General features: G+C 65.0%; 20 protein-coding genes, 1 tRNA gene and 1 riboswitch. Of the genes, 10 read left to right on the forward strand and 11 right to left on the reverse strand.

Features of this window, described 5'->3' with window-relative positions:
* The 5 genes from AC4PTO_RS00435 to nrdH all read right to left on the reverse strand — a co-directional run bounded on the left by AC4PTO_RS00435 (position 1) and on the right by nrdH (position 5,668).
* Positions 1–1,590 carry an ABC transporter substrate-binding protein gene (locus AC4PTO_RS00435; RefSeq protein ID WP_492730865.1) on the reverse strand — a complete coding sequence of 530 codons (1,590 nt, stop codon included), beginning with the start codon at positions 1,588–1,590 and terminating at the stop codon, positions 1–3.
* A gap of 236 nt (positions 1,591–1,826) precedes the next feature.
* Positions 1,827–2,801, reverse strand: a complete 975-nt coding sequence (nrdF, locus tag AC4PTO_RS00440; RefSeq protein WP_492730868.1) for a class 1b ribonucleoside-diphosphate reductase subunit beta — start codon at positions 2,799–2,801, stop codon at positions 1,827–1,829.
* A gap of 75 nt (positions 2,802–2,876) precedes the next feature.
* Positions 2,877–5,003: a class 1b ribonucleoside-diphosphate reductase subunit alpha gene (nrdE, locus tag AC4PTO_RS00445; RefSeq protein WP_492730870.1), complete on the reverse strand. Its 2,127-nt coding sequence runs from the start codon at positions 5,001–5,003 to the stop codon at positions 2,877–2,879.
* Complete coding sequence (nrdI, locus tag AC4PTO_RS00450) at positions 4,985–5,443, reverse strand: class Ib ribonucleoside-diphosphate reductase assembly flavoprotein NrdI (RefSeq protein WP_492730872.1); 459 nt, start codon at positions 5,441–5,443, stop codon at positions 4,985–4,987. The genes nrdE and nrdI overlap by 19 nt, the downstream gene beginning before the upstream one ends.
* A 3-nt stretch (positions 5,444–5,446) precedes the next feature.
* A complete protein-coding gene (nrdH, locus tag AC4PTO_RS00455) occupies positions 5,447–5,668 on the reverse strand; it encodes a glutaredoxin-like protein NrdH (RefSeq protein ID WP_492730874.1) in 222 nt (73 codons plus the stop codon).
* Positions 5,669–5,764: 96 nt separating this feature from the next.
* A riboswitch (cobalamin riboswitch) is annotated at positions 5,765–5,957 on the reverse strand.
* 102 nt (positions 5,958–6,059) lie between these two features.
* Here nrdH and AC4PTO_RS00460 point away from each other — a divergent pair.
* From AC4PTO_RS00460 to AC4PTO_RS00490, 7 genes are all read left to right on the forward strand, one after another.
* Positions 6,060–6,200 (forward strand): hypothetical protein, encoded by a 141-nt coding sequence (locus AC4PTO_RS00460; RefSeq protein WP_492730876.1) that lies wholly within the window; start codon positions 6,060–6,062, stop codon positions 6,198–6,200.
* Positions 6,201–6,221: 21 nt separating this feature from the next.
* Positions 6,222–7,205, forward strand: a complete 984-nt coding sequence (gene phnD / locus AC4PTO_RS00465) for a phosphate/phosphite/phosphonate ABC transporter substrate-binding protein (protein WP_492730878.1) — start codon at positions 6,222–6,224, stop codon at positions 7,203–7,205.
* A gap of 62 nt (positions 7,206–7,267) precedes the next feature.
* Positions 7,268–8,044, forward strand: a complete 777-nt coding sequence (gene phnC, locus AC4PTO_RS00470) for a phosphonate ABC transporter ATP-binding protein (protein WP_492730880.1) — start codon at positions 7,268–7,270, stop codon at positions 8,042–8,044.
* Positions 8,041–8,832, forward strand: a complete 792-nt coding sequence (phnE, locus tag AC4PTO_RS00475) for a phosphonate ABC transporter, permease protein PhnE (protein ID WP_492730882.1) — start codon at positions 8,041–8,043, stop codon at positions 8,830–8,832. The genes phnC and phnE (AC4PTO_RS00475) overlap by 4 nt, the downstream gene beginning before the upstream one ends.
* Complete coding sequence (gene phnE, locus AC4PTO_RS00480) at positions 8,829–9,632, forward strand: phosphonate ABC transporter, permease protein PhnE (protein WP_492730883.1); 804 nt, start codon at positions 8,829–8,831, stop codon at positions 9,630–9,632. Before phnE (AC4PTO_RS00475) ends, phnE (AC4PTO_RS00480) begins: the two co-directional genes overlap by 4 nt.
* An 11-nt stretch (positions 9,633–9,643) precedes the next feature.
* Positions 9,644–10,543 (forward strand): HAD-IIA family hydrolase, encoded by a 900-nt coding sequence (locus AC4PTO_RS00485; protein ID WP_492730885.1) that lies wholly within the window; start codon positions 9,644–9,646, stop codon positions 10,541–10,543.
* A 119-nt stretch (positions 10,544–10,662) separates the two neighbouring features.
* Entirely contained in the window at positions 10,663–12,315 is a 1,653-nt protein-coding gene (locus tag AC4PTO_RS00490; protein WP_492730886.1) for a peptidoglycan-binding domain-containing protein, read from the forward strand.
* Between the two features lie 60 nt (positions 12,316–12,375).
* Here AC4PTO_RS00490 and ykgO read toward each other — a convergent pair whose 3' ends face one another.
* Both ykgO and AC4PTO_RS00500 read right to left on the reverse strand, forming a co-directional pair.
* Positions 12,376–12,501, reverse strand: a complete 126-nt coding sequence (ykgO, locus tag AC4PTO_RS00495) for a type B 50S ribosomal protein L36 (protein WP_013069105.1) — start codon at positions 12,499–12,501, stop codon at positions 12,376–12,378.
* A gap of 67 nt (positions 12,502–12,568) precedes the next feature.
* Positions 12,569–12,643, reverse strand: a tRNA-Val gene (locus tag AC4PTO_RS00500).
* Positions 12,644–12,794: 151 nt separating this feature from the next.
* On the opposite strand from AC4PTO_RS00500, the gene AC4PTO_RS00505 reads away from it, so the two are divergent.
* A complete protein-coding gene (locus tag AC4PTO_RS00505) occupies positions 12,795–13,658 on the forward strand; it encodes an N-formylglutamate amidohydrolase (RefSeq protein ID WP_492730888.1) in 864 nt (287 codons plus the stop codon).
* On the opposite strand, the gene AC4PTO_RS00510 is transcribed toward AC4PTO_RS00505, so the two are convergent.
* Both AC4PTO_RS00510 and clpB read right to left on the reverse strand, forming a co-directional pair.
* Entirely contained in the window at positions 13,659–14,930 is a 1,272-nt protein-coding gene (locus AC4PTO_RS00510; RefSeq protein WP_492730889.1) for a DNA polymerase IV, read from the reverse strand.
* A 102-nt stretch (positions 14,931–15,032) separates the two neighbouring features.
* Positions 15,033–17,651, reverse strand: coding sequence for an ATP-dependent chaperone ClpB (clpB, locus tag AC4PTO_RS00515; RefSeq protein WP_492730891.1), 2,619 nt, complete (start codon positions 17,649–17,651; stop codon positions 15,033–15,035).
* 268 nt (positions 17,652–17,919) lie between these two features.
* On the opposite strand from clpB, the gene pyrF reads away from it, so the two are divergent.
* A complete protein-coding gene (gene pyrF / locus AC4PTO_RS00520; RefSeq protein WP_492730893.1) occupies positions 17,920–18,636 on the forward strand; it encodes an orotidine-5'-phosphate decarboxylase in 717 nt (238 codons plus the stop codon).
* Between the two features lie 83 nt (positions 18,637–18,719).
* Positions 18,720–19,445 carry a hypothetical protein gene (locus AC4PTO_RS00525; RefSeq protein WP_492730894.1) on the forward strand — a complete coding sequence of 242 codons (726 nt, stop codon included), beginning with the start codon at positions 18,720–18,722 and terminating at the stop codon, positions 19,443–19,445.
* A gap of 4 nt (positions 19,446–19,449) precedes the next feature.
* On the opposite strand, the gene AC4PTO_RS00530 is transcribed toward AC4PTO_RS00525, so the two are convergent.
* Both AC4PTO_RS00530 and AC4PTO_RS00535 read right to left on the reverse strand, forming a co-directional pair.
* Positions 19,450–19,722 (reverse strand): NfeD family protein, encoded by a 273-nt coding sequence (locus AC4PTO_RS00530; protein WP_492730896.1) that lies wholly within the window; start codon positions 19,720–19,722, stop codon positions 19,450–19,452.
* Complete coding sequence (locus AC4PTO_RS00535) at positions 19,722–20,606, reverse strand: SPFH domain-containing protein (protein WP_492730897.1); 885 nt, start codon at positions 20,604–20,606, stop codon at positions 19,722–19,724. The genes AC4PTO_RS00530 and AC4PTO_RS00535 overlap by 1 nt, the downstream gene beginning before the upstream one ends.
* Positions 20,607–20,615 lie beyond the last annotated feature (9 nt).

The following is a 20,615-nucleotide window of genomic DNA, read 5'->3' on the forward strand; positions in this document are numbered from 1 at the left end:
TTACTTGGTCACATGCGCGAAGGAGTTGTCGTTGAACGACGGGCCGACGATGAAGCCCTCGACGTTGTTGCGCATGCCCAGGACCTCGATCTCCTGGAACATGATGACGAAGGGCGAGGTCTCCTGGCTTTCCTTCTGAAGCGCCAGATACATCTCGGCGCGCTTGTCCGGATCGCTTTCCAGCACGGCGGCATCGGCGGCCTTGGTCATCTCGGGGATGTCCCAGGCGTTGCGCCATGCAAGCGGCTTGGAGGCCGCGTCATCCGCGTTGTCGGGATTGCGCGCGAAGGTATCGGCATTGGTGTGCGGATCCTGATAGTCCGGCCCCCAGCGGCCGATATAGATATCGTGGTTGCGCGCGCGATACTTGGTCAGCGTCTGCTGCCCGTCGCCGGGGATCAGTTCCAGCGTGATCCCGGCCTCGGCCATGGTTTGCTGGATGGCCTGGCCCATCGCGGTGATCTCGGGGGTGTTGCGGGTGTCCATGGTCACGGTGAACCCGTCGGGCACGCCCGCCTCGGCCAGCAGCTCCTTGGCCTTCTCGACATTCAGGCTGAACGGGTTGTCATTCAGCGCACCAAGGAAGCCCTCGGGCAGGAAGGCCTGATGGACCTTGACCTTTCCGGCCATGATCGTGTCGGCGATGGTCTGGTAATCGACCAGGTATTTCATCGCCTGCCGCACCTCGGGCTTGCCGAGGAACTCGTTCTTCTGGTTCATGCCAAGATAGTAGATCGAGCCCTTGACCCCGCTGTCGATGCGGATGTCGGCATTGCCCTCAAGCGCCTTGATATCCTCGGCCGCAAGGTTGCGCGCGATGTCGATATCGCCCTTTTCCAGAAGCAGGCGCTGCGTCGCGGTTTCGGGAATGTGGCGATAGATGGCGCGGGCCATGGGGGCAGCCTCGCCCGAATAGTTCGGGTTGCGTTCCAGCACCACGACCTCGTTGGCGCGCCAGTCGCGGATCGTAAAGGGGCCAGAGCCGGCATAGTTCGTCTTCAGCCATTCATAGCCGAAATCGCCATTCGCCTCGTGCTCCATCACCAGTTTCTTGTCCACGACCATCGCCACGGTCGCGGTCAGGCAATACAGCACCAGCGTGGGCGCATAGGCCTGATCCATTTTGAAATCGAAGGTCATCGGCCCGGTCTGCACGACCATCTCATCGACATTGTCGGCGTTCAGCCCGAACTGGGTCAGGATGAAGGCGGGCGATTTATCAAGCTTGACCGCACGCACCAGCGAAAACACCGCGTCTTCGGCGGTGATCGGGTTGCCGCTGGCGAAGCTGCGCCCTTCGCGCATGGTGAAGCTGATGGTCTTGCCATCCTCCGAGATCGTCCAGCTTTCCGCGGCCTTGCCGAAAATGTCCGACACATCCTTCGGGTCATAGCCGATCAGCGTCTCGTAGCTGTTGCCCGCAATCTCCGAGGCGGTGAATTCGAAGATCTCGGCAGGATCGAGCGTGATGATGTCGTCGATCGACCAGGCCTGGATCAGGGTGTCTGCCGGGGTCTCGGCCCGCAGGGGCATGGACCCGATGAGCAGGGCGGCAATCGCGCCCGAAGCCAGTAGTCGTTTGTGGAACATGGGGTTTCCTCACTGTTGGCGTGGGTGGCGCCCGGGGCGCCCCGGAGGCGGGTTGATCCCCGCCTCTCGATGCTGTGATTAACTACTTGGTCAAATTTGGAGTCAAGCGCCGAGCATCGGCCTTTTTCACGAATCTGCATTCCCCTTGCAGAAGTTCCGCCGCTCGGGGCCTGCCCGCCCGGAATTCGGGCAGGCCCCCATTGCGGATGCGCGGGGCTGGCCTGACGTGGAAGGGCTCAGAAATCCCAGTCCTCGTCCTCGGTGGCGACGGCCTTTCCGATCACATAGGATGACCCGCTGCCCGAGAAGAAATCGTGGTTCTCGCTGTCGGGGCTCAGCGCGGCCAGGATCGCGGGATTCACCTCCGAGGCCTCGGGCGGGAACAGGGCCTCGAAGCCAAGGTTCTGCAAGGCCTTGTTGGCGTTGTAATGCAGAAAAACCTTCACATCCTCGCTCAGCCCGATGCCGTCATAAAGCTCTTCGGTATATTGCGCCTCGATCTCGTAAAGCTCGAACAGCAGGGCGAAGGCATAGTCCTTCAACGCCTGCCGCTCCGCCTCGGGGCGCGCCTCCAGGCCGCGCTGGAATTTGTAGCCGATGTAATAGCCATGCACCGCCTCGTCGCGGATGATCAGGCGGATCAGATCGGCGGTATTGGTCAGCTTGGCGCGGCTCGACCAGTACATCGGCAGATAGAAGCCCGAATAGAACAGGAAGCTTTCCAGAAACACGCTTGCGATCCTGCGCTTCAACGGATCGCCCCCCGGCGCATAGGTTTCCAGGATCGCGCGCGCCTTGGCCTGAAGATGCGGGTTCTCCTCGGACCAGCGAAATGCCTCGTCCACCTCCCTTGTCGAGCACAGCGTCGAAAAGATCGACGAATAGGACCGCGCATGCACCGCTTCCATGAAGGCGATGTTGCTCAGCACCGCCTCTTCATGCGGGCTCAGCGCATCGGGCATCAGCGAAGGCGCCCCGATCGTGTTCTGGATCGTGTCCAGAAGGGTCAGCCCGGTGAATACCCGGATCGTCAACTGCCGTTCGGCATCGGTCAGCGTGCCCCAGCTGGGAATGTCGTTCGACAGCGGCACCTTTTCAGGCAGCCAGAAATTCGCCGTCAGCCGGTTCCAGACCTCCAGATCCTTGTCGTCGGACAGCCGGTTCCAGTTCACCGCCCGCGGCACCGTCACCACCTTCGCAATATCCTTCATCGCGGCCCCTTCCTTCATCTTCGCGGAAATATCCTCCGGGGGTGCGGGGGTGGAAAACCCCCGCGTCCATCCCTCTCACAGCGCGCAGGACACGCAGCCCTGCACCTCGGTTCCGGCAAGCGCCGCCTGACGCAGCCGGACGTAATAGATCGTCTTGATCCCCTTCTTCCACGCATGGATCTGCGCGCGGTTGATATCGCGGGTCGAGGCCTCGGCCGGGAAGAACAGCGTCAGGCTTAGCCCCTGGTCGACATGCTCGGTCGCGGCCGCATAGGTGTCGATCAGCGCCTCCGGCCCGATCTCGTAGGCGTCGCGGTAATAGTCGAGATTGTCGTTCGTCATGTAGGCGGCGGGGTAATAGACGCGCCCGATCTTGCCTTCCTTGCGGATCTCGATCTTCGAGACGATCGGATGGATCGAACTGGTCGAATTGTTGATATAGCTGATCGAGCCGGTGGGCGGCACGGCCTGAAGGTTGCGATTGTAAAGCCCGTCGCGCATCACCGCCTCGCGCAGCGCCGCCCAGTCGGCGCGGGTCGGCAGCTCGATCCCCTCGAAAAGCGCCGCCACCTTCGCACTTTGCGGCAGCCAGTCGCGCGTGACGTATTTCTCGAAGAACGACCCGTCTGCATAGGTGCTGTCGGCAAAGCCGCGAAAGCGTTCCCCCTTTTCGCGCGCAAGCGCGTTCGACGCCCGAAGCGCGTGATGGCATATCATCGCAAAATAGACCGAGGTGAACTCGATTCCCTCGGGGCTGCCGTAATGGATGCGCTCGCGGGCAAGGAACCCGTGCAGGTTCATCTGGCCAAGCCCGATCGCGTGGCTTTCGTCATTGCCGCGCCGGACCGAGGGCACGCAGTCGATGGCCGACATTTCCGACACGGCGGTCAGCGCGCGCACCGCCGTTTCCACCGTCCGTCCCGGCGCCTTGCCATCCATCACCTGCGCGATGTTGAGCGATCCGAGATTGCACGAGATATCCGTGCCAAGATGGCGATAGCCCAGATCCTCGTCGAATTCCGATGCCTCGTTGACCTGAAGGATCTCGGAGCACAGGTTCGACATGTTGATCCGCCCCGCAATGGGGTTCAGCCGGTTCACCGTGTCCTCGAACATGATGTAGGGATAGCCCGATTCGAACTGGATCTCGGCCAGCGTCTGGAAGAAGGCGCGCGCGTTGATCTTCTTCTTGCGGATGCGCCTGTCGTCGACCATCTCGTCGTAGGTCTCGGTGATCGAGATTTCCGACAGCGGCCGGCCATAGACCCGCTCCACGTCGAGCGGAGAGAACAGATACATATCCGCGTTTCTCTTGGCGAGTTCGAAGGTGATGTCGGGTATGACCACGCCAAGGCTCAGGGTCTTGATGCGGATCTTCTCGTCGGCATTCTCGCGCTTGGTATCCAGAAAGCGCAGAATGTCGGGGTGATGGGCGTTCAGGTAAACCGCCCCCGCGCCCTGCCGCGCGCCCAGCTGGTTGGCATAGGAAAAGCTGTCCTCCAGAAGCTTCATCACCGGGATCACGCCCGAGGACTGGTTCTCGATGCCTTTGATCGGGGCGCCGTATTCGCGGATATTGCTGAGCAGAAGCGCCACCCCGCCGCCGCGCTTGGACAGTTGCAGCGCCGAATTGATGCCCCGCCCGATCGATTCCATGCTGTCCTCGAGGCGCAGCAGGAAGCACGAGATCAGCTCTCCGCGGTTCTTCTTGCCGGCATTGAGGAAGGTGGGCGTGGCGGGCTGGAACCGGCCCGACAGGATTTCCTCCATGAAGGACATGGCCAGCCCCTCATCCCCGCGTGCAAGCGCAAGCGACACCATCACCACGCGGTCCTCATAGCGTTCGAGGTAGCGCTGCCCGTCGCGCGTCTTCAGCGTGTAGGAGGTGTAATACTTGAACGCGCCAAGGAAGGTCGGGAAGCGGAACTTGCGGGCATAGGCCGCATCCCAGATCCTGCGCTGGAAGTTCTTCGAATACTGGTCAAGGACTTCGGCCTCGTAATAGCCCTCATCCACCAGATAGCCCAGCTTCTCGTCCAGCGAGTGGAAGAACACCGTGTTCTGGTTCACATGTTGCAGGAAATACTGCCGCGCCGCCATGCGGTCGGCATCGAAGCGGATTTTCCCCTCGGCATCGTAAAGGTTCAGCATCGCGTTCAGTGCGTGGTAATCCTGCACACCGTTCAAGGCATCGTCGAGCATGGCGCGTTCCCCAGTTTCTCCAGACCCGCGCGCAGGCGGGCGATATCCGTCTCGAACCCCGCCAGTTCGAACTTGCAAAGCAGCGGGACATTGCATTTGCGGGCGATGATGTCGCCCGAGATGGCGTAAAGCGTGCCGAAGTTGCGGTTGCCCGACCCGACCACCCCGCACAGAAGGGCGCGCCGGGCGGGATCGTTCAGGAAGCGGATCACCTGTTTGGGGACCGCCCCGTTCCCCGCGCCATCGGCATAGGTGGGGCAGATCAGGACATAGGGCCGCGCGGGTGCGGGCATCGGCTCCCCGGCCCGAATCGGGATGCGCAGGGCCGGAAGGCCAAGCCGCGCGACGAAGCGCTGCGTATTGCCCGAGCGGGAGGAGTAATAGACGATCCCCGGCCCGCCCGCCGCAGCGGGGGGCCCTGCAACCGGATCCGCACCCATCGTTCAGCCCAGGCGCGAGATCATGTCGGGACGAAAGCCCGACCAGTGATCCGTGCCCGCCACCACCACGGGGGCCTGCCGGTAGCCAAGCCCGGTGACGTGATCCATCGCGGCGTCATCCTCGGTCAGGTCGACGATGTGATAGGAAATGCCCCGCGCATCCAGCGCGCGGGTGGTGGCGGTGCATTGCACGCAGGCGGGTTTGGAATAGACGGTCACGCTCATCTCGGTCCTCTCGTTCTGTGCCTGAAGTCGAGGACGCGAAGGCGGAAAGGGGCGAAAGCCGGTCCGCTTCAACACGCCCCCGAACCCTCCGTTCGTGGTCATTGTCATGCTGCGGCAGGTCTCCTGACTTCGCGGGTCATCGCTTGGCCGGCCTTCCCGGAACGGTTTGTCCCAGTGGCATGTTCAGCCTTGCTCGCCGCTTACAGTTGCGGGGGCAGCGCCGGAATTTCACCGGCTTCCCTCTTAGCCACCGACACGAGTCGATGGAACCGAAGCAACACTATATAGATAGGGATGCACCATCGCTGTCAATATGCTGTGGTTGCGCCGGGCAACCTTATGCGGATACGGGCGCCATGTGCGCGCTTTCGGTAGGTATCCGGCCCGGGATATGGCTGACCTGCCCGGCGGGATGGCCGGTTTTGAAAAAATGCAGTCAAAGATTGTGACTCTGGAAAATATGATACAAGCTTGGCGTTCCGGTGCAGGCTTTGCGCTTGTCATCCGCATGGCCGACAGCACCTGTGCATGAGTTTCGGAGGAGGAGACGATAATGCCCAGAGAAACTATTTTCGGCGTCACGCTTGTGGCGGCGGGCGTGCTTTTGGCCGGCCCGGTCCTGGCGCAGGGCGATTGCCCCAACCGTGGCGATCTTGATGCGATCTATTGCGATGCGGATGGCGACATGGTTGCCGATGCGCCGACCGATGCGGGCCAGTTGAAAGACCCCGGCACGCTGGTCTTCGCTTATACGCCGGTGGAGGACCCGGCGATCTACGAAGATATCTGGCAGCCGTTCATCGACCATCTCGAAACGGTTACCGGCAAGGACGTGCAGTTCTTCGCGGTGCAGTCGAACTCGGCCGAGGTCGAGGCGATGCGCTCGGGCCGGTTGCATATCGCGGGTTTCTCGACCGGGCCGACGCCCTATGCGGTGAACCTTGCCGGCGCAGTGCCCTTTGCGATCATGGGCTCGGATGATGGGCGCTTCGGCTATACGCTGCAGGTCTATACGCAGGCGGACAGCGACATCAAGGAAATGCCCGACCTGGCGGGCAAGCGGGTGGCGCATACCTCGCCCACCTCGAATTCGGGCAACCTTGCGCCGCGCGCGCTGTTTCCCGCGCTCGGGGTCGAACCCGACAAGGATTACGAGGTGAGCTATTCGGGCAGCCACGACCAGTCGATGCTGGGGGTGGTCGCGGGGGATTACGATGCCGCGCCCGTGGCCTCGGAAGTGGTCGAACGGATGGCCGAACGCGGGCTTTACGACCCGGCCGAGGTGCGCATCGTCTGGGAAAGCGATCCGTTCCCGACCACCTCTTACACCTATGCGCATGACCTGACCCCCGAACTGAAGGCGAAGATCGAAGAGGCGTTCTTCTCGTATGATTTCGCCGGAACCGCGCTGGGCGAGGAATTCCAGGGCGTCAGCAAGTTCATCCCCATCACCTATCAGGACCAGTGGGCCGTGATCCGCCAGATCCAGGCCGCCAATGGCGTGCAGTATACGCCCGAGGGCCTTGCAGCCGAGTGATCGGCCAAATCACGGACAACCCGGCCGGAAACGGCCGGGTTCAGGCATGAGGGCGCATCTGGATGTTGAAGATCACCAATCTTGTGAAACGCTACGGCGATGGCGAACCGGTGCTGAAGAATCTCGACCTGACGATCGAGGGGGAAAGCGTCGTGTCGATCATCGGCTCGTCGGGGGCGGGCAAGTCGACGCTGTTGCGCTGCATCAACCGGCTGGTCGAACCGACCTCGGGCAGCATCGTCCTGAACGGCACCGAACTGACAAGCCTGCGCGGACGCGGGCTGCGCGCGGCACGGCGCAAGATCGGCATGGTGTTCCAGGGCTTCAACCTTGTTGATCGTCTGACGGTGATGGAGAACGTCCAATCCGGCCGCCTTGGCTATATCTCGACCTGGGCGGCGGTGATGCGGCGCTATCCCACGGCGGATATCCGCCGCGCCTATGAACTGATGGAGCGGGTCGGCATCGCGCATTATGCCGACAAGCGCGCCGATGCCCTTTCGGGCGGCGAGCGGCAGCGCGTGGGCGTCGTCCGCGCGCTGATGCAGCAACCCGAAATCCTTCTTGCGGACGAGCCGACGGCCTCGCTCGATCCCAAGACATCCGAGCAGATCATGGGCCTTCTGCGCGACCTCTCGCGCGAGCTGCGCCTGCCGGTGGTGATCAATATCCATAACGTGCACGAGGCAAAGGCCTATACCGACCGGATCGTCGGTATGCGCTACGGGCGGATCATCTTCGATGACCTGCCCGGCGCCCTGGACGAGGACGCGATGGAGCAGATCTATTCCGGAAGCCCCGCCGCCGACCGCGCCGGCGCCATGCAGGCCGCGTCATGAGCACGGCGCGCGACACCTGGCGCCGCCCGCCCTTCATCGCCAACCCGCTGCTGCGCTGGGGGCTTTATCTTGGCGTGGCGGTCTATGTCGTCTGGGTCGTCGCCACTCTGCCGGTGGACTGGAACCGCATCAGCGAGGGGCTGACCCGCGCCGGGCGCATCTTCGGCGGCGCCTTCCCCCCCAGCTTCGAGCGCAGCGGCCTTTTGATCGACGGCTTTCTGGAAAGCCTGAAGATCGCGGTTCTGGCCACCGCGATCGGGGTTCTGGTCTCGATCCCGATCGCCTTCACGGCGGCGCGCAACGTGGCGCCGCTGCCGGTGTTCTATCTGGGCCGCGCGCTCATCATCCTTGCGCGCAGCTTCCATCCGGTGATCGTGGCGATCATCTTTGTGAAGGCCGTGGGCTTTGGCCCCTTTGCGGGCGTGCTGACGCTGATCGTCTATTCCATCGGCTTCGTCGCCAAGATGCTGGCCGAGCGCATCGAAGAGATCGACTTCGGCCAGGTGGAGGCGATGCGCGCCGCCGGTGCCCCCTATCTGTCGACGTTGGTCTACGCGATCTTTCCCCAGATCATGCCGCGCCAGATCGGGCTGACGATCTATCAGCTTGACAGCAACCTGCGTGCCTCGGCCGTGGTGGGGATCGTCGGGGCAGGGGGGATCGGCTCCACGCTGGCCAATGCCTTCGGGCGCTATGATTACGACTTTGCGCTTGCCATCACCATCGTGATCGTCGGGGCCATCCTGATCTCGGAAGGTGTCAGCGGCCAGATCAGGAAGCGGCTATGACGAAACCCGCCCCCATGCGCGACGACTGGACGCGCTTCACCCTTGCGCAGCGCATGCAGCGCTATGCGATCTTTGCCGCCTCGGCGCTGGTCATCGGCTGGTCGATCTCGTCGATCGACGTGATCTGGGCCTGGGTCTGGGACGCGCCCGAGCAGATGGGCGATCTGTTCGTGCGGATGTATCCACCCGATCCGTCCAATCTACGGCGCATCCTTCAGGTGTTGTGGGAAACGGTGAACATCGCCACCATCGCCACCGCCATCGCGGTGATCGTGTCCTTGCCGGTGGCCTATCTGGCGGCGCAGAACACTACGCCCAACCGGGCCACGCTGTGGCTTGGGCGGCTGATCCTTGTCACCTCGCGTTCGGTCAACACGATCATCTGGGCGCTGTTGTTCGTGGCGATCTTCGGGCCCGGCGTCGTGGCCGGGATCGTGGCGATCATGTTCCGCTCGGTCGGGTTCGTGGGCAAGCTTCTGGGCGAGGCCATCGAAGAGATCGACAAGCGCCCGGTCGAGGCGCTGGAGGCCACGGGCGCCTCGCGCTTCAAGGTTATCGCCTATGCCATCGTGCCGCAGGTCATGCCCACCTTCTGGGCCGTCAGTATTCTTCGCTGGGACATCAACCTGCGCGAATCCACCGTTCTGGGCCTGGTCGGTGCGGGCGGCATCGGGATCGTGCTGCAAGGCGCGATCGACACGTTCAACTGGCGCGAGGCGGCAACCATCCTGATCGCGATCCTCCTTCTCGTGATCGTGGGCGAGGTCATCTCGGCCTTCCTGCGCCGCCGGATCCTGTAGGCGTGGCGGGGATGGCGGACGGGCTTTGGGCCTTCGAGGCCTATCAGGCGGTGCGCGGGCGTCTGCCGCAGGCCCGCTTTGGCGGCCCGCCGGTCCGGGCCGCGACGCTGGAGGCGGTGGCCGCACCTTTCGATCTGATCCTGCTTGATGCTTACGGCGTGCTGAACGTTGGGGAAACGCCGATCGCGGGGGCGGCCGACCGCATCGCGGCGCTGCGCCGGGCGGGCAAGGCGGTGATGGTGGTGTCGAATTCGGCCGGCTATCCCAAGCGGATGATGATGCAGCGCTATGCCCGGCTGGGTTTCGATTTCACCGAGGCCGAGGTCACCACCAGCCGTGAGGCGCTTTTGCACCATCTGGCCGGGATGCACGCGCGCCGATGGGCGATGATGCTGAACCCCGCGCAGGGGATGGAAGAGCTTGAGGCGTTTGATTGTGCGTTTCTGGCCGACGATCCGGCGGGATATGCACGCGCCGAGGGGTTTTTGCTGATCGGCTCGGACGGCTGGACCGAGGCGCGCCAGGCGATGCTTGAAGGGGCGCTGCGTGCCCGCCCGCGTCCGGTTCTGGTGGGCAATCCCGATATCGTCGCGCCGCGCGAAACCGGCCTCTCGCGTGAGCCGGGGCATTTCGCGCACCGGCTGGCGGAACTGGCCGGGGTGACCCCGGTCTTTCTGGGCAAGCCTTTCGCCGACATCTTCCGCCTTGCCCTGTCGCGTGCGCCCGCCCCGCCCGATCCGGCGCGGGTGCTGATGGTGGGCGACACGCTGCATACCGACATCCTTGGCGGGCGGCAGATGGGCTTTGCCACCGCCCTTGTCACCGATTTCGGCGCGCTTGCCGCGATGGATGTCGATGCGGCCATCGCGCGATCGGGCATCGTGCCGGATTTCGTCATCAACCGAATCTAGGCCCCCGGTGGCGGGAACAAAGGCAATCGTGCGCCTCGGGCGGACCGGTCACCCCGTTCCGGGCCAAGGGAACCGGGTGGCGAGGTTTGTCGTTTCCTTGCCAGATGACGGAGGACGCAATGCGAAGACTTCTTATGACAGGCGCGGCGCTTGCCGCGCTTTCGCTGCCGGCGGCAGGGGCCGATCTGGCTTTGCTGCTGGCCAATCAGGATTATGCGACCCTGCCCGATGCAAAGGACAAGGTTCTGTCCGACGATTTGCGCGGCGCATTCGAGGCAGCGGGTTTCACCGTTCTGTCAGAGGATGACGCCGATCGGGGCGAGGTGCAGGCCCGCCTGATCCGCTTCATCTCCGAGGCCCCGGAAAGCGAACGGCTGGTCGTGGTGCTGTCGGGGTATTTCCGGCATTCGGACCGGGAAAGCTGGCTTGTGCCGGTCGAGGCGAAGACCGCCGATTTCGCGGAAATGCTTGAGCGCGGGCTGCCGCTTTCGGCGGTCCTGACGATTCTGGCGGGTCATCCCGGGAAGGCGCTTCTGGTGCTTGGAGCGGTTGATACGGAGGATACGGAAGGGGTGGAGGGCCTGGTGATGCCGGGCCTTGGCGCACTTGAAATCCCTCAAGGTGTAAGTGTTCTAAGCGGCACGCCTGCAGAGGCGGCCAAGTTCCTGAGCGGTGATTTTTTGCAACCCGGTGCCGCGCTGGATCTTGCGGCGGGGCAGGCGGGGCTGCGTGCAGCGGGCTTCCTCCCGGCCGGCCATGCGCTGATCGCGGCGGCGCCGGGGGTGGCTGCAACCTCTCCGCCGCCGCCCGCCGATCCCGAGCAGGCCTATTGGGATCTGGCAGAGCGTGAAGATACGATTGAGGGGTATCAGCTTTACTTGGAACGCCATGCCAAGGGGGTGCATGCCGATCAGGCCCGCGCCAGGATCGCCGCGATAAAGGCCGAACCCGAACGCGCGGCCAAATCTGCCGAAGACGCGCTGAACCTGTCGCGCGACCAGCGGCGCGAGATCCAGCAGAACCTGACCGTGCTCGATTTCGACCCCAGGGGGGTGGATGGAATATTTGGCCCCGGCTCGCGCGCCGCTATTGCGCGTTGGCAGGCGGCCGAGGGTTTCGAAGCCAATGGTTTCGTGACCCGTGAACAGATCACGCGCCTGTCCGCGCAGGGCGAAACCCGCGCCGCTCAGCTGGAGGCCGAAGCCGCCGAACGCCGCGCCGAGCAGGAGCGTCAGGATCGGATCTATTGGGAACAGACTGGCGCGGCTGGAGACGAAGCGGGGCTTCGGGCCTACCTTAAGAAGCATCCCGACGGGGCCTTCGCCGATCTTGCGCAGGAACGCCTTGCGGTGTTCGAGGCCGAGCGGCGCGAACAGGCCGAGGCGGCCGACCGGACCGCCTGGGACAATGCGGTGAAGCTTGATACCGTTGCGGGCTACCGCGATTACCTTGCGGCGACCGGCGCGGCCGCCTTCCGCGAAGAGGCCGAGGCGCGCATCGCAGCGCTTGAGACCGAAGCGGCCGGTGCCGCCACGATCGAACAGGCGCAGGCCGGGGAAGATGCGCTCAACCTGCCCGGCGTGGCGCGCACGCTGATCGAATCGCGCCTGGCGCAACTTGGCCTGAAGCCGGGCAAGGCCGACGGGACGTTCGACGAGGATACGCGCCGCGCGATCCGCCGCTACCAGCATTCCGGCAACCTTCCGGTGACCGGCTATCTGGACCAGGCCACCGTGGCGCAACTTCTGGCGGGCAGCATCGGGTTGCGCTGAACATGAAAAGGCCGCGGCGGTTTTCCCGGCGCGGCCTGTTCGATCACTGGCTCGAAGCGCTTAGCCCTGGCGGGCCTTGAAGCGTTTCTGCGTTTTGTTGATCACATAGACGCGGCCCTTGCGGCGCACGATCTGGCAATCGCGATGACGCTGCTTGAGCGAGCGGAGCGAGTTACGGACCTTCATCGGTCTTCTCCTATTCGCGGCGCGCGTGCGCCTTGAAACCTGTGTCCCCTTTCGGGAACGGTGAAAATGGTGGGCGGTACTGGGATCGAACCAGTGGCCACTACGATGTCAACGTAGTGCTCTACCGCTGAGCTAACCGCCCACGCCGTCTGATTCCGCCTTGCCCAAATAACAAGGACGCGGGCGGAACCGCGTCGGTCTGGCGGTCTATAAAAGGAGTCGGCGCACCTTTCAAGAGGGTATTGGCCTGAAAACAATTCGGTGTAGAGTCCCGACAAAGCGCAGGATTTCCATTGGCCAGTTCCTTGATCGACCCGCCTTTCCAGTTGTTCCTTCCCGATCGCCCGGAAGCGGGGGTCGTCTTCGCCTCGCCCCATAGCGGGCGGGACTATCCGGCGGACCTGCTGCGGCGCACGACGCTGGACGCGTTGCGGCTGCGCTCGTCCGAGGATGCCTTTGTCGACCTGCTCCTGCGTTCGGCGCCCGGATTCGGCGCGCCGCTGATTGCCGGGCGGGTGCCGCGGGCCTTCGTCGACCTGAACCGGGGCGCGGATGAGCTTGACCCCGCGCTGATCGAGGGGGTGCGCCCCAGGCTTCTCAATCCGCGGGTGGCGGCGGGGCTGGGGGTGATCCCGCGCGTGGTGTCCGGCGGGCGGGCGATCTATTCGGGCAAGATCCCGCTGGCCGAGGCCGAGGCCCGGATCGCGGGTTATTGGCGCCCCTATCACGACCGTCTTGCCGCCCTGATGGAGGCCGCGATGCGGCGTTTCGGGCAGGCCGTCCTGATCGACATGCATTCCATGCCGCACGAGGCGCTTGACGGGCTTGGCCCCGACCGGCCCGAGGTGGTTCTGGGGGACCGCTACGGCTCCAGCGCGGCGCCGGGCGTGATCGCGCAGATCGAGGCCGCCTTCCTGGCCGAGGGGTTCCGCGTGCGCCGCAACGCGCCTTTCGCGGGGGCCTATGTCACCCAGACCTATGGCTGCCCCGCGCGCAACTGTCACGCAGTGCAGATCGAGATCGACCGCGCCCTTTACATGGACGAGGCACTTGTGCGTCCGCTGCCCGGTTTCGATGCGTTCGAAGAGCGTCTGTCGCGGGTTCTGGGGCGCATGGTTGCGGGGCTGCGCGGCACGGCGCGGCTTGCGGCCGAGTGATCAGCCCTTGCCGGACGGGCCAAGGCCGCGCCCCTTGATGATGGCATCCTTGCCGAATTTCGCGCGAATCCGGTCCACGGCGCGTTCGGCCCCGGCCCGGCGCGGTGCCGCCGGGTCCAGCAGATCGCCGATCGGGTCGTGATCGGCGGCGGGGCCCAGCTCTGAAAAGCCGATTCCGATCAGGCGGAAGGGCCCCGGCTCGGTGATCCCGGCCAGAAGGTCGGTGCCCGCGCGAAACAGTGTGTCTGCAAGCTGCGACGGCTCGTGCAGCCCGTGCTGGCGCGTCATGAGCGAGAAATCCGCGCGCCGCAGCTTGAGCGTGACGGTGCGCCCGGCAAGCCGCTTGGCCTTCATCCGCGCCGAGACGGTTTCGCACAGATGCCAAAGCTGGGCCGCAAGCGCCTCGCGGTCGGCGATGTCGGTGTTGAATGTCGTCTCGTTCGAGACCGATTTCATCGGCGCATCGGGCAGGACACGGCGCCCGTCCTGCCCATGCGCAAGCTGCCACAGCCGTTCGCCCTGCGCCCCGAAGCGCCGGATCAGGCTGCTGCGGTCCTGGCGCCGGATGTCGGCGAGGGTGCGGATCCCGGCCTGCGCAAGGGCGGCCTGCGTTGCGGCGCCCACGCCCCACAGGATGCGCACCGGCTGATCGCGCAGGAAGGCCTCGGTATCGGACTGGCCGATCACGGAAAATCCGCGCGGCTTGTCCAGGTCGGAGGCGATCTTGGCCAGGAACTTGTTATGCGACAGCCCGACCGAGGCCGTGACCCCGATCTCGGTTTCGATCCGCCGCACCAGCCGTGCCATCGACAGCGCGGGCGGCGCATGATGCAGCCGCCCGGTGCCGGTCAGGTCCAGAAAGGCCTCGTCCAGCGAAAGCGGCTCGATCAGCGGGGTCAGCTCGGCCATCAGCGCGTGGATCTGGCGCGAGACGGCCGTGTAATGCGCCATGCGCGGGCGGATCACCACCGCCTCGGGGCACAGCTTGAGCGCCTTGAACATCGGCATGGCCGAGCGCACGCCCGAGATCCGCGCCACATAGCAACAGGTCGAGACCACGCCGCGCGTGCCGCCCCCCACGATCACCGGGTGCGGCGACAGGGCGGGGTCGTCGCGCTTTTCGACCGAGGCATAGAAGGCATCGCAATCCAGATGCGCGATCGACAGGGTGAAAAGCTCGGGATGGGCAAGGATGCGCGGGCTGTGGCATTGCGGGCAGCGCGCGGGCGCATCGTCAAGGCAGGCAAGGCAATCGCGGCAAAGGGCGGGCATGGGGCACCGGGCGCTGGACTGCCCCGGTTCTATCCCGTTGCGGGCCCCATGACGAGGGGGCGTGAAAAAGGGGGAAGGTTTCCCTTCCCCCTTTCGCCTGTCTCAGTGCAGCGCCGTGCCGAGCGGCTTTTCCTCGGGTCGCGCCGCGGCGGAATGCCCGCCGACCGACAGCCCCTCGGGCCCTGCGGTGACGGAAACGGTGTCGCCGTCCTTCACCTCGCCCGACAGCAGCAGTTCCGCCAGGGGGTCCTGAAGATGGCGCTGGATCACGCGCTTGAGCGGCCGCGCCCCGAAGACCGGATCATACCCCTCGTCGGCAAGCCACTTGCGCGCGGCCTCGTCCAGCTCCAGCGCGATCTTGCGCCCGGCCAGGCGTTTTTCCAGCCGGCGCAGCTGGATCGCCACGATCCCGTCCATATTCTCGCGCGTGAGGCGGTGGAAGATGATCGTTTCATCCAGCCGGTTGAGGAATTCGGGGCGGAAATGGGCCCGCACCGCCTCCATCACCTCGGCGCGCGCCTGTGCGCTGTCGGCGCCTTCGGGCAACTGGCTGAGCGCCTGCGAGCCGAGGTTCGAGGTCAGCACGATCAGCGTCTGCTTGAAGTCCACCGTTCGGCCCTGACCGTCGGTCAGCACCCCGTCATCAAGCACCTGCAACAGCACGTTGAAGACATCCGGATGGGCCTTCTCGACCTCGTCGAACAGCACGACCTGATAGGGCCTGCGCCGCACCGCCTCGGTCAGCACGCCACCCTCGTCATAGCCGACATAGCCCGGAGGCGCGCCGATCAGCCGGGCGACCGAATGTTTCTCCATGAATTCGGACATGTCGATGCGGACCATCGCCTGATCGTCGTCAAAGAGGTATTCGGCCACGGCCTTGGTCAGTTCGGTCTTGCCGACGCCCGTGGGGCCGAGGAACAGGAACGAGCCGAGCGGGCGGTTCTCGTCGTTCAGGCCCGCGCGGGCACGGCGCACGGCATTGGCCACGGCCGTCACCGCCTGGGCCTGGCCGATGACGCGGCGCCCAAGCTCTTCTTCCATCTTCAGAAGCTTCTCGCGCTCGCCCTCGAGCATCTTCGAGGTCGGGATGCCGGTCCAGCGCTCCACCACCTCGGCGATCTGTTCGGGGCGCACGGCCTCTTCCACCATCAGCGAATCTTCCTGCGCCTCGGCGGCGGCAAGCTGCTTCTCCAGCCCCGGAATGACGCCGTAGGACAGCTCACCCGCACGGGCGAGATTGCCCTCGCGCTTGGCCTGATCCAGTTCGGCGCGGGCGCGGTCGAGCTGTTCCTTCAGGCCGCGGGCGGATTCGAGCTTGTCGCGCTCGGCCTGCCACTTCGCCGTCATCTCGGCGCTGTGCTGCTGAAGGTCGGACAGTTCCTTCTCAAGCTTTTCCAGCCGGTCCTTCGAGGCGGCATCGTCTTCCTTCTTCAGCGCCTCGGCCTCGATCTGCAATTGCAGGATCTGGCGGTCAAGCTGGTCAAGCTCTTCGGGTTTGCTGTCCACCTCCATGCGCAGGCGCGACGCGGCCTCGTCGACAAGGTCGATTGCTTTGTCGGGCAGGAAACGGTCGGTGATGTAGCGGTGGCTCAGCGTCGCGGCCGCCACCAGCGCGCTGTCCGAGATGCGCACGCCGTGGTGAAGCTCATACTTCTCCTTGATGCCGCGCAGGATCGAGATCGTGTCCTCGACCGTGGGCTCCTCGACCATCACGGGCTGGAAGCGGCGGGCAAGGGCTGCGTCCTTCTCGACATATTTGCGGTATTCGTCCAGCGTCGTGGCGCCCACGCAATGCAGCTCGCCCCGGGCAAGGGCGGGTTTGATGAGGTTGGCGGCATCCATCGCGCCATCGGTCTTGCCCGCGCCCACAAGGGTGTGCATCTCGTCGATGAACAGGATGACCTCGCCGGCGGCGGCCTCGATCTCCTTCAGGATCGCCTTCAGGCGCTCCTCGAACTCGCCGCGATATTTCGCACCCGCGATCAGCGCGCCCATGTCGAGCGCCAGAAGCTTCTTGTTCTTCAGGCTTTCGGGCACGTCGCCGTCGATGATGCGCAGGGCCAGGCCTTCGGCGATGGCGGTCTTGCCCACGCCGGGTTCGCCGATCAGCACGGGGTTGTTCTTGGTGCGGCGGCTCAGCACCTGCATGGTGCGGCGGATCTCTTCGTCGCGGCCGATGATCGGGTCGATCTTGCCCTCTTCCGCGGCCTCGGTCAGATCGCGCGCGTATTTCTTCAGCGCGTCATAGCCTTCCTCGGCCGAGGCGCTGTCGGCTGTGCGCCCCTTGCGGATATCGTTAATTGCGGAATTGAGCGACATGGCCGTGACGGCGCCGGCATCCAGTGCGTCCTTGGCCCGCGTGTTCACCACGGCAAGCGCCATCAGGATACGCTCGACCGGGACAAAGCTGTCACCAGCCTTCCTGGCGATCTTTTCGGCCTCGTCGAGCACGCGCACAAGGCTTTGCTCGACATAGACCTGCCCTTCGCCGCCCGAGACCTTGGGCAGCTTCGAGACCGCAAGGTCGACCGCCTCGATCACGCGCTGCGGCTCGCCACCCGCGCGGCGGATCAGGTTGGCCGACAGGCCCTGATCGTCATCCATGAGTGCCTTCAGAAGATGCTCGGGCAGCACGCGCTGATGCCCCTCGCGCATCGCGATGGTCTGGGCGGCCTGAATGAAACCGCGCGACCGTTCCGTGAACTTTTCCATGTTCATCGGTCTCTCCTTCTCCAAAGCCCCCGGCCTGTGCAGCGCCCATTCCGGCGCGCCGCTTTCCGGGTCTTGATGTCGAGGTGGGGGCAATCGCCGCGGCGTTCAAGAGGGGGTCAAAGCGGATGCGGCGTAAAATCGCGCCGCGGGCCGGGGATGGGGCAAGGCCGCAGCGCCTGTGTTATCCTGGCGATGCCCGGACCTCGGGCTTGACCTCTGCGCGCCTTGCGCGCAAGAGGGCCGCGACCCCCGAAAACCACGCCCGGAGAGTGCCATGACCGCCGCCACGCCCCTGCCCGCAGATGACCGCCTGATCGTCGCCATTGACCTGCCCGATGCCCTTTCGGGGCTGGATCTGGCGAAGAAGCTGGGCGATGCGGTGTCGTTCTACAAGATCGGGCTGGGCATGCTGACGGGGGGCGGCCTTGCGCTGGCCAACGAGCTGAAGCAGGAACACGGCAAGCGCATCTTCCTTGACATGAAGCTGTTCGATATCGGCGCCACGGTCGAGGCCGCCGTGCGTGGCCTGACCCAGTTCGACCTCGATTTCCTGACGGTGCACGGCGATCCCCATGTGGTGCGTGCGGCCAAGGCGGGGGCTGCGGGGAAGGACACGAAGATCCTTGCGGTCACGGTGCTGACCTCGCTGGACCGGGGCGATCTGGATGCCGCGCTGATCCGTGCGGGCGCGATCCCCGATCTGGTGGTCGAACGTGCGGCGCGCGCCTTCGAGGCCGGGGCCGATGGTGTCATCGCCTCGCCGCAAGAGGCTGCGCTGATCCGCGCGCTTCCCGAAGCGGCGGGCAAGCTGATCGTGACGCCGGGCGTGCGCCCCGCGGGGGCCGCGCTGGGCGATCAGAAGCGGGTCGAAACCCCCGCCGCGGCGATCCGGGCGGGGGCGGACCATATCGTCGTGGGCCGCCCGGTCTGGAAGGCCGAAGACCCGCTTGCCGCCGCGCAGGCAATCCTGGCCGAGCTGGACGGGATCTGACCGCGCGCCCAAGGGGGCGCAACTGCTGATTGAACGGCTGCGGCGTTGATGGCAGACTTGTCCCGGGAAGCGGGGGCAGGGACATGCAGGACGCGCCGGAAGAGGTTACGGCGAAAACCGCCGGGAAGGTGCAAGAGGCCCATAACGATCTGGTGCTGTCGTTTCTTGCCCTGCGCAAGGCGATCGGGATTCTGGGCCTGTTCCTGCCGGCCGGGCTTCTGGTGTTCGCGGCGTTTCAGCCTGCGGGCCTTTTGCCCTCGATCTCGCATTACTATTACTCGCCCATGTCGGACCTGTTCGTCGGCACGATGGTCGCCATCGGGGTCTTTCTCTGGGCCTATGAGGGCTATCGCCCCGAGGGGGACGAGCTGATCACCGACAAGCGGGTCGGGCGCGCGGCCGCGCTTGGCGCCTTCGGCGTGGCCTTCTCTCCGATCCCGCCCGAGACCGATGTGGTCTGCACCGTGCTGCAATGCGCGCTTGGCAATCGCGTGGCGGCGCTGGTGCATTATGGCGCGGCGGTGCTGTTCTTTGCGGCGCTGGCGGTGTTCTGCCTTGTCCTTTTCGTGAAATCCGCCGGGGGGCAAAGCAGCCCGAAGCGCCGCCGCAACGGGATCTTCCGGGTTTGCGGCTGGACGATTGTCGCGGCGCTCGCGGTCATCGTTGCGCTGGGGCTTTTGCCGGGCCCCGAGATGAAGGCGCGGATCAACGGCCTCAGCCTCGTGTTCTGGTTCGAGGCCGTGGCGGTGGTGGCTTTCGCGTTCTCATGGATCGTGAAGGGCCGGATGATCGCGCCGCTGAACGGCTGAGCCTTCAGTTCTCGTTGATGTCCCGGTCCCAGATCCTGGTCTGGCCTTCGCGCACGCCGACCACGCGGCGCAGGATGATCCAGGCGGCAAGCGAGGCCACCGCGAACACCACCAGAAGCGCGGGTAGAGAGCCGCCCAGAAGCCCGATCCAGAGCATCACGCCCACAAGGATCGCGCCAAGGGCAAAGCCCAGAAGGATGAAGCCCGGCACCAGCATCTCGAGCCCCGCCAGAACCACGCCGCCGGCGATCCAGATCCAGGGTTGCTGCCAGAGCATCACGAAGACCTCCCCTTGAGAAGGCCGAAGGCGTTGGTAAAGGCTTCCAGCGCGGCGGCGGGCAGGATCACGGTCTGCTTGCCGTCGCCCTGCGCCACAGAGGCGATCGCGTCGACCTGTCTCAGGGCCACCTGATATTGTGCGGCCTCAAGCCCGTTGGCCTTGATCGTTTCGGCGATGACGCCGGTGGCATAGGCCTCGGCCTCGGCAAGGACGCGCTTGGCCTTGGCGTTCTGCTCGGCGGCGTAAAGCTCGCCATCGGCGGCCAGTTCGACCGCGCGCTTGCGGCCCTCGGCTTCGGTCACCTGGGCGCGGCGGGCGCGTTCGGCATTGAGCTGCTGGAGCATGGCGGCGCGGGTGGCCTCGTCCAGATCCACGTCGAGGATTTCGGCGCGCGTCACCTCGATGCCCCAGTCGTCGACGACATTGGCGACATTCTCGCGGATGGTCGAGATCAGCGCGGAGCGGTTGGATTGCACGGTGTCCAGCTCCATCCGGCCGATTTCCGAGCGCACGATCCCGGCCACGGTGGTGGCGATGGCGGCGTCGATGTCGCGGATGCGGTAGACCGTCTTTTCAGGTTCCGTGATGCGGTAGAAGACCGAGGTGTCGACCTTGAGCAGCACGTTGTCGGCGGTGATCGCGTCCTGGCTGTTTGTCGGAAGCTGGCGTTCGAGCACCGAGATCCTGTGCGCGACCCGGTCGAGGAAGGGCACGATGAAGTTGATGCCGGGGCCAAGCACGGCGCGCAGCCGGCCGAAGCGTTCGACGACGTGCTTTTCCGATTGCGGGACGATGCGGACGCCAAGGAAGATCGCCAGGATGAGGAAGGCGGCGATCGCCAGGAAAACGGCGTTGTCGCCGATCAGGTCTTCGAATCTCATGAAAATCTC

Source organism: Rhodobacter maritimus, from assembly GCF_058747975.1.

Coding starts and splice junctions, on each gene's coding strand:
- AC4PTO_RS00435 (WP_492730865.1), bottom strand. CDS start 1,590: ATGTTCCACAAACGACTACTGGCTTCGGGCGCGATTGCCGCCCTGCTC.
- nrdF (WP_492730868.1), bottom strand. CDS start 2,801: ATGAAGGATATTGCGAAGGTGGTGACGGTGCCGCGGGCGGTGAACTGG.
- nrdE (WP_492730870.1), bottom strand. CDS start 5,003: ATGCTCGACGATGCCTTGAACGGTGTGCAGGATTACCACGCACTGAAC.
- nrdI (WP_492730872.1), bottom strand. CDS start 5,443: ATGGGTGCGGATCCGGTTGCAGGGCCCCCCGCTGCGGCGGGCGGGCCG.
- nrdH (WP_492730874.1), bottom strand. CDS start 5,668: ATGAGCGTGACCGTCTATTCCAAACCCGCCTGCGTGCAATGCACCGCC.
- AC4PTO_RS00460 (WP_492730876.1), top strand. CDS start 6,060: ATGGCTGACCTGCCCGGCGGGATGGCCGGTTTTGAAAAAATGCAGTCA.
- phnD (WP_492730878.1), top strand. CDS start 6,222: ATGCCCAGAGAAACTATTTTCGGCGTCACGCTTGTGGCGGCGGGCGTG.
- phnC (WP_492730880.1), top strand. CDS start 7,268: ATGTTGAAGATCACCAATCTTGTGAAACGCTACGGCGATGGCGAACCG.
- phnE (WP_492730882.1), top strand. CDS start 8,041: ATGAGCACGGCGCGCGACACCTGGCGCCGCCCGCCCTTCATCGCCAAC.
- phnE (WP_492730883.1), top strand. CDS start 8,829: ATGACGAAACCCGCCCCCATGCGCGACGACTGGACGCGCTTCACCCTT.
- AC4PTO_RS00485 (WP_492730885.1), top strand. CDS start 9,644: ATGGCGGACGGGCTTTGGGCCTTCGAGGCCTATCAGGCGGTGCGCGGG.
- AC4PTO_RS00490 (WP_492730886.1), top strand. CDS start 10,663: ATGCGAAGACTTCTTATGACAGGCGCGGCGCTTGCCGCGCTTTCGCTG.
- ykgO (WP_013069105.1), bottom strand. CDS start 12,501: ATGAAGGTCCGTAACTCGCTCCGCTCGCTCAAGCAGCGTCATCGCGAT.
- AC4PTO_RS00510 (WP_492730889.1), bottom strand. CDS start 14,930: ATGCCCGCCCTTTGCCGCGATTGCCTTGCCTGCCTTGACGATGCGCCC.
- clpB (WP_492730891.1), bottom strand. CDS start 17,651: ATGAACATGGAAAAGTTCACGGAACGGTCGCGCGGTTTCATTCAGGCC.
- pyrF (WP_492730893.1), top strand. CDS start 17,920: ATGACCGCCGCCACGCCCCTGCCCGCAGATGACCGCCTGATCGTCGCC.
- AC4PTO_RS00525 (WP_492730894.1), top strand. CDS start 18,720: ATGCAGGACGCGCCGGAAGAGGTTACGGCGAAAACCGCCGGGAAGGTG.
- AC4PTO_RS00530 (WP_492730896.1), bottom strand. CDS start 19,722: ATGCTCTGGCAGCAACCCTGGATCTGGATCGCCGGCGGCGTGGTTCTG.
- AC4PTO_RS00535 (WP_492730897.1), bottom strand. CDS start 20,606: ATGAGATTCGAAGACCTGATCGGCGACAACGCCGTTTTCCTGGCGATC.